Annotated in this window: 5 protein-coding genes; 2 read left to right on the top strand and 3 right to left on the bottom strand. The window is 70.3% G+C overall.

The features are described from left to right. Nucleotides 1–165 precede the first annotated feature (165 nt). Both K6I34_RS04525 and K6I34_RS04520 read left to right on the top strand, forming a co-directional pair. Nucleotides 166–615: a MarR family winged helix-turn-helix transcriptional regulator gene (locus K6I34_RS04525; RefSeq protein WP_229322750.1), complete on the top strand. Its 450-nt coding sequence runs from the start codon at nucleotides 166–168 to the stop codon at nucleotides 613–615. A gap of 164 nt (nucleotides 616–779) precedes the next feature. Then, entirely contained in the window at nucleotides 780–2,444 is a 1,665-nt protein-coding gene (locus K6I34_RS04520; protein ID WP_308293958.1) for an MDR family MFS transporter, read from the top strand. A 170-nt stretch (nucleotides 2,445–2,614) separates the two neighbouring features. On the opposite strand, the gene K6I34_RS04515 is transcribed toward K6I34_RS04520, so the two are convergent. The 3 genes from K6I34_RS04515 to K6I34_RS04505 form a co-directional block, all read right to left on the bottom strand. Next, nucleotides 2,615–3,415 (bottom strand): TetR/AcrR family transcriptional regulator, encoded by an 801-nt coding sequence (locus K6I34_RS04515; RefSeq protein ID WP_229322749.1) that lies wholly within the window; start codon nucleotides 3,413–3,415, stop codon nucleotides 2,615–2,617. 262 nt (nucleotides 3,416–3,677) lie between these two features. Continuing rightward, nucleotides 3,678–5,183 (bottom strand): MFS transporter, encoded by a 1,506-nt coding sequence (locus K6I34_RS04510; protein WP_229322748.1) that lies wholly within the window; start codon nucleotides 5,181–5,183, stop codon nucleotides 3,678–3,680. Between the two features lie 294 nt (nucleotides 5,184–5,477). Continuing rightward, nucleotides 5,478–6,218, bottom strand: a complete 741-nt coding sequence (locus K6I34_RS04505) for a response regulator transcription factor (protein ID WP_229322747.1) — start codon at nucleotides 6,216–6,218, stop codon at nucleotides 5,478–5,480. Between the last annotated feature and the right edge of the window lie 36 nt (nucleotides 6,219–6,254).

The raw sequence follows: 6,254 nt of genomic DNA, 5'->3' as shown, positions 1-6,254 counted from the left end.
CCCACAGACCCCTCGTACCCCCCTCGCACACCCCTCACCTGCCGCTTTACATCACACCCAACAGACCTTGAGGGTTTCTTTACCCGTAAAGGCCGAATTTAGTTTGCCTTCAGCAACCAAATTCTGGTCTTATGGTTGCCCGGAGCAACCGAAATGGAGGGCCAGGTGGCCGAGCGGAAGCAGTACGAGGAGCTCGCCCGCCAGCTCGGGGCGATCGCCGCCGTGCGGCGGGACCTCGGGCGCACGCTCCCCCCGGAGGCCTCGCCCGCGTCGGTCCTGGTGCTCGCGCTCCTGCACGAGTACGGCGAGATGCGCATGGGCAAGCTGGCGGAACTGCTCGCCATCGACATGTCGGTGACGAGCCGTCACGTCGCATACGCCGCCGACCGCGGCTGGCTCGACCGGCACCCCGACCCCCTGGACAAGCGGTCCCGGCTGCTCCGTATCAGCCCCCGGGGACAGGAGCTGCTGGAGCTGGTGGGCACCCGCTACACCGAGGCGCTGGCCTCCTGCCTGCGCGACTGGTCGGACGAGGACCTCGGCTCCCTCATCGGGCTGCTGGCGCGGTTGCGCGAGAGCTTCGGCGACTGCCGGGCCCGCGCGCCGCACCCGTAAAGACCCGGTGGGTGCGGCCGGACCCCCGCGGCCGCACCCACCGCCGACCGCCCCGATCCGATCCAGCCCGATCCGATCCAGCCCGGTCCAATCCAGCCCGGTCCAATCCGATCCGATCCGGCCCGGCCCCCACACACCCTTCCCATCGGCAGTAGAGGATTTTCATGGCCAAGACCACACCCGCAGGTGTGGGGAGCGGACACAGCACAGACGGAGCCCAGCCCGGTTCCGACACCGCCGCCCCCATGACGCACCGACAGATCATGGAGGCCCTGTCGGGGCTGCTGCTCGGCATGTTCGTCGCGATCCTGTCGTCGACGATCGTCTCCAACGCGCTGCCGGAGATCATCCACGATCTGCACGGCAGCCAGTCCTCCCTGACCTGGGTGGTCACGGCCTCGCTGCTGGCGATGACCGCCTCCACACCGCTGTGGGGCAAGCTCTCCGACCTGTTCAGCAAGAAGCTGCTGGTCCAGATAGCCCTGATCATCTACGTCGGCGGCTCCGTCGTGGCCGGTCTCTCGCAGAACAGCGGCACCCTGATCGCCTGCCGCGCGGTCCAGGGCATCGGCGCCGGCGGTCTGACGGCGCTCGCCCAGATCATCATGGCGGCCATGATCTCCCCGCGCGAGCGCGGCCGTTACAGCGGCTACCTCGGCGCGACCTTCGCCGTCGCCACCGTCGGCGGCCCGCTGCTCGGCGGCGTCATCACGGACACCGACTGGCTCGGCTGGCGCTGGTGCTTCTACGTCGGCGTGCCCTTCGCGATCATCGCGCTGATCGTGCTCCAGAAGACGCTGAAGCTCCCGGTCGTGAAGCGGGACGTCAAGGTCGACTGGCTGGGCGCCTTCTTCATCACCGCCTCGGTGACCCTGCTGCTGATCTGGGTGACCCTGGCCGGCAAGAACTACGACTGGCTGTCCTGGCAGACCGCTCTCATGGTCGTCGGTTCGATCGCGCTCGCCGGGCTCTTCGTCCTGACCGAGTCCAAGGCCGCCGAACCGATCATCCCGCTGCGGCTGTTCCGCAACAAGACGATCACCCTGACCGCGATCGCGAGCCTCTTCGTCGGCGTCGCGATGTTCAGCGGCACCGTCTTCTTCTCGCAGTACTTCCAGCTCGCCCGCGGCAAGACGCCGACCATGTCCGGCGTGATGACGATCCCGATGATCGCGGGCCTGTTCGTCTCGTCGACCGTCTCCGGCCAGATCATCACCAAGACGGGCCGCTGGAAGGCGTGGCTGGTCTCCGGTGGCGCGCTGCTCACCGCGGGTCTCGGGCTGCTCGGCTCGATGCGCTACGACACCCCGTACTGGCACCTGGCCTGCTACATGGCCCTGGTCGGCCTCGGCCTCGGCATGATCATGCAGAACCTGGTGCTCGCCACGCAGAACCAGGTGGCCCCGAAGGACCTGGGCTCCGCCAGCTCCGTCGTCGTCTTCTTCCGCTCCCTGGGCGGTGCGATCGGCGTCTCCGCGCTCGGCGCGGTCTTCGCCAACCGGGTGCCGCACTACATCAAGGACGGCATCACCGCCCTCGGCCCCAAGGCCGCGGCGGCGCTCTCCAAGGGCGGCAGCGGCGACGGCAGCGTCCCCAAGATCGACACCCTGCCCGCCCCGCTCCAGACGGTCTTCAAGAGCGCGTACGGGCACGGCGTCGGCGACATCTTCCTCTACACCGCGCCCTGCGCGCTGCTGGCCTTCATCATCACCCTCTTCATCAAGGAGGTCGCGCTGAAGTCCAAGTCCGGCACGCAGGCGGCCGCGGCCGCGGGTGAGACGGCAGCCCCGGCCACGGACGCGGACGCGGAACCGGCCCGGCAGGGCTGATCAGGACCCCGGCGGCGGGGGCGCGACACGAGCGGAGCGCGCCACGGCCGACCGGACACCGGGACCCGAACGGCAGACAACAGGTCCCGGACGCAACGGCCCCGGTGGGCGGCGCGCGAACAGGCAGGGGACGGCCTGCGCGCCCCCACCGGGGCCTTTGCGTCTCTTCTCTACGCGGACGCGCGGTCGCGCATGACCTCGATCCCGGCTATCACCGTGTCGAGGGCGAACAGGAAGTCGCGTTCGCGGCGCTCCGAGAGGGAGACCTTGCTCTCCCGCTGCGTCTCCACCAGCTCGGCGGCCGCGTGGAAGGTGTCCGTGAGAGTGCCGCTGTCCGAGATCCGCCCCATGAGCCGCTCGAAGTACTCGTCCTCGGTCTCCCCCGTCGCGCGGCAGCGCTCCTTGAACTGGCCCTCGATGCTGCAGAAGCCGAAGACGAACTGGAACACGGCCCCCAGCGCGCCGGTGACGTCGTCGAACGGCAGGCCACTGCGCTTGATGACGGCCAGGGCCACGTTGGAGAACTCCATCGAACGCGGGCCGATGTTGAGGTACTGCCCCAGCAGCTGGGCCACCCAGGGGTGCCCGGAGAGCAGCTTGCGGTATTCAAGGGCGAGCACGCGCATCTGGGCGCGCCAGTCGGCCGTCTCGTCCGACGCCGCGGCCGTGTCGGGGACCACCATCTCGCGGTGCACCTCGTCGAGGGCGATCTCCAGGAGGTCGTCCTTGGTGTCGACGTACCAGTAGACCGACATGGCGGTGACGCCCAGTGCCGCGGCGAGACGGCGCATCGAGAACTTGGCGAGCCCCTCGGCGTCGAGCAGACGGACGGTCTCGGTGACGATCCGCTCCAGATCGAGCGCGCCACCGCCGCTGTCCGTCCCCGCTTTGCGCTTCGGCGCCGGCTTGCCGCCCTCCAGCCAGACGCTGGTCTGAGCCTTTTCCGCACCGCCGCGCTTGCTGCTCGCCATGGCAGGGTCTCCCTTTTTGCGGTGATCGTACGTATGAAGGTTATGTGGCGGGGTGCGGCTCGGGTTTTCGGCTGTGCCTATTGGGGTGCGTCTTGCGCTCGGCGCGCGGCCGCGGGTCCGGGGCGAAGCCCCGTAAGGGGCGCGGGGAACTGCGCGACCGGCCACGACGCGACCGGCAGCCGCAAGACGGGCTCACGAGGCAGCCCAGTGGGCGCGGGGGTCCGGGGGCGGAGACCCCGGTGGGTCACCTGCCGCGGGGCGGTCACCCCGTCGCGCGCTCCGCACGACGCAGCAGGACCGCCGCCACCACACCGCCCGCGAAGACCGCCGCCGCCCCCACCAGCTGACTCGACTGCACGCCGGAGGCGAACGCGTCACGGATCCCCGCGACGTCGGACGCCGAGTGCGCACGGGAGAGCGCCGCCGGCAGCGACCCCGCCCCCGCCGCCACCGCGGGCACCAGCGCCGCGAAGCGCGAGTTGAGGACGGCGCCCAGCACCGCCACGCCCAGGCCGTTGCCGCACTCCTGGAGCGTGCCGTTGACGCCCGCGCCCACGCCCGCCTTCTCCGGGGGGATCGCCGACATGATCGCGTTGGCCATGGCCGGCATCGAGAGCGCGATGCCGACACCCATCAGCACCAGGCCGAGGAACATGCCCCCGTAGCCGTGCGCCCCCAGCACCGCGATCGACAGCAGACCGGCCGCGAGCAGGCCCATGCCACCGGCGATGGCGACCGGCGTGCCCACCTTCGGCAGCAGCCGCGCGCCCACGCCCGTCAGGTTGAGGACCACGATCACCAGGGCCAGCGGCGTCATCCGCAGGCCGGTCTCCAGCGGGTCGTAGCCGAGCACGAGCTGGAGGTGCTGGGTGAGCAGGAAGAACGAGCCGCCCATGCCGAAGGCCACCAGGATGCCGCCCGCGACGGCGCCCACGAAGCGGCTGTTGCGGAAGAACGTCATGTCCAGCATCGGATACGGCACCCGCCGCTCCCACAGCGCGAACGCGGCGAGCATCACGGCGCCGATCACGGCGGAGACGAGAACCCGGCCGGACGTCCAGCCGTACGCCGGGCCGGAGATGATCGCGAAGGTGACACCGGTCATGCCGAAGGTGGACAGGACCGCGCCCATCAGGTCCGGCCGGTCACCGGTGGGGTTCTTGGACTCGGGCACGAGCTTGAGGACGGCCACCAGGCCGACCACCGCCACCGGCAGGTTGATCAGGAAGACCGAGCCCCACCAGAAGTGGTTGAGCAGCGCGCCGCCGATGAGCGGCCCGGCGGCGAAGCCGAGCGAGCTCACCGCGCCCCACAGGCCGATGGCCTTGGTGCGCTCCTCGTCGTCGAAGACCTGGACGACGACGGCGAGCGTCGTGGTCATCAGCAGCGCACCGCCTATGCCCATGCCCGCGCGGGCGGCTATCAGCTGCCCGGTGCTCTGGGCGAGACCGGCGACGAGCGAGCCGATGCCGAACAGGGCGAGACCGGTGGCCAGCATCTTCTTGCGGCCGTAGCGGTCGGCGGCGTTGCCCGCGGTGAGCAGCAGCCCCGCCTGCACCAGCGAATAGGCGTTGAGCATCCACTGCACGTCCGCGGTGGAGGCACCGAGCTCCGACGTGAGGGACGGGACCGCCACGGTCAGGATCGTGTTGTCCAGCAGGACGGTGAGCTGCGCGAGACAGATGACGCCGAGGATCAGCCACCGCGCGGGGTTCCGCGGCGGCCGTTGCTCCGCGGTTCCGGATGAACTCGTGGTCGTGGCAGTCATGCGGGGTCCCCCTTGTACGGTGTACGACTCACTGGCGTCGTACACCGTACAAGAGTTCCTCTACGCCGTACAACGGCTTTTTCCCGGGCTTCTCCTGGGGCACTTCGTCTGCGGGTGGGCGGGGCTTCTCGCGCAGTCGCCGGACGGACATGGGCGACCGAGCTCGCAGGCGGCTTTTCAGGGGCGCGGGGAACTGCGCGACAAGCCCCCACCGGGGCCGCAGACGCGCGCGCAGCGCAAGACGCACCCCAATAGGCGCGGAGCCCCTGGTGGGTGGCCCGGCGAGGTGGGGGATCACATCGCGGTCGGCTTAAGGACGTACCCGACCCCCCGCCGCGTATGAATCATCGGCTCCCGCCCCGCATCGATCTTCCGCCGCAGATACGAGATGTAGAGCTCCACCACATTCGCCCGCCCCCCGAAGTCGTAGGACCACACCCGGTCCAGGATCTGCGGCTTGCTGAGCACGCGCCGCGGATTCCGCATCAGGAACCGCAGCAGCTCGAACTCGGTGGCGGTCAGGTGGATCTCCGTACCGCCCCGCGACACCTCGTGGCTGTCCTCGTCCAGGACGAGGTCGCCGACGGTCAGGACGGACTCGGCCCGCGGCGCCACCGCGCGGGCGCGCCGCAGCAGCCCGCGCAGCCGGGCCACGACCTCCTCCAGGCTGAACGGCTTGGTGACGTAGTCGTCGCCGCCCGCCGTGAGCCCGGCGATGCGGTCCTCGACGGAGTCCTTGGCGGTGAGGAAGAGCACCGGCACGTCGGCGCGCTCGCGCCGCAGCCGGCCGAGGACGGTCAGCCCGTCCATGTCGGGCAGCATGACGTCGAGGATGACGACGTCGGGGCGGAAGTCCCGCGCCATGCGCAGCGCGGACGCGCCGTCCGCGGCGGTGCGCACATCCCAGCCCTCGTAGCGCAGGGCCAGGCACAGCAGTTCGGCCGGCGATGCCTCGTCGTCGACGACCAGGACCCGTACGGCGCTTCCGTCGTCGTGGAGCGGTTCCGTACGCGCGGAGTGCGAAAGGGAGGTCATGGACCGGCATCCTGGCGACGCCGGGTGAAAGGCCCC

The organism is Streptomyces sp. UNOC14_S4 (assembly GCF_020740835.1).
GTDB lineage: Bacteria > Actinomycetota > Actinomycetes > Streptomycetales > Streptomycetaceae > Streptomyces.
This window is presented reverse-complemented; position numbering and strand designations above follow the sequence as displayed.

Excerpts from the sequence above, each read along its gene's own strand:
- K6I34_RS04520 (WP_308293958.1), top strand. The coding sequence starts at position 780 with ATGGCCAAGACCACACCCGCAGGTGTGGGGAGCGGACACAGCACAGAC.
- K6I34_RS04515 (WP_229322749.1), bottom strand. The coding sequence starts at position 3,415 with ATGGCGAGCAGCAAGCGCGGCGGTGCGGAAAAGGCTCAGACCAGCGTC.
- K6I34_RS04510 (WP_229322748.1), bottom strand. The coding sequence starts at position 5,183 with ATGACTGCCACGACCACGAGTTCATCCGGAACCGCGGAGCAACGGCCG.
- K6I34_RS04505 (WP_229322747.1), bottom strand. The coding sequence starts at position 6,218 with ATGACCTCCCTTTCGCACTCCGCGCGTACGGAACCGCTCCACGACGAC.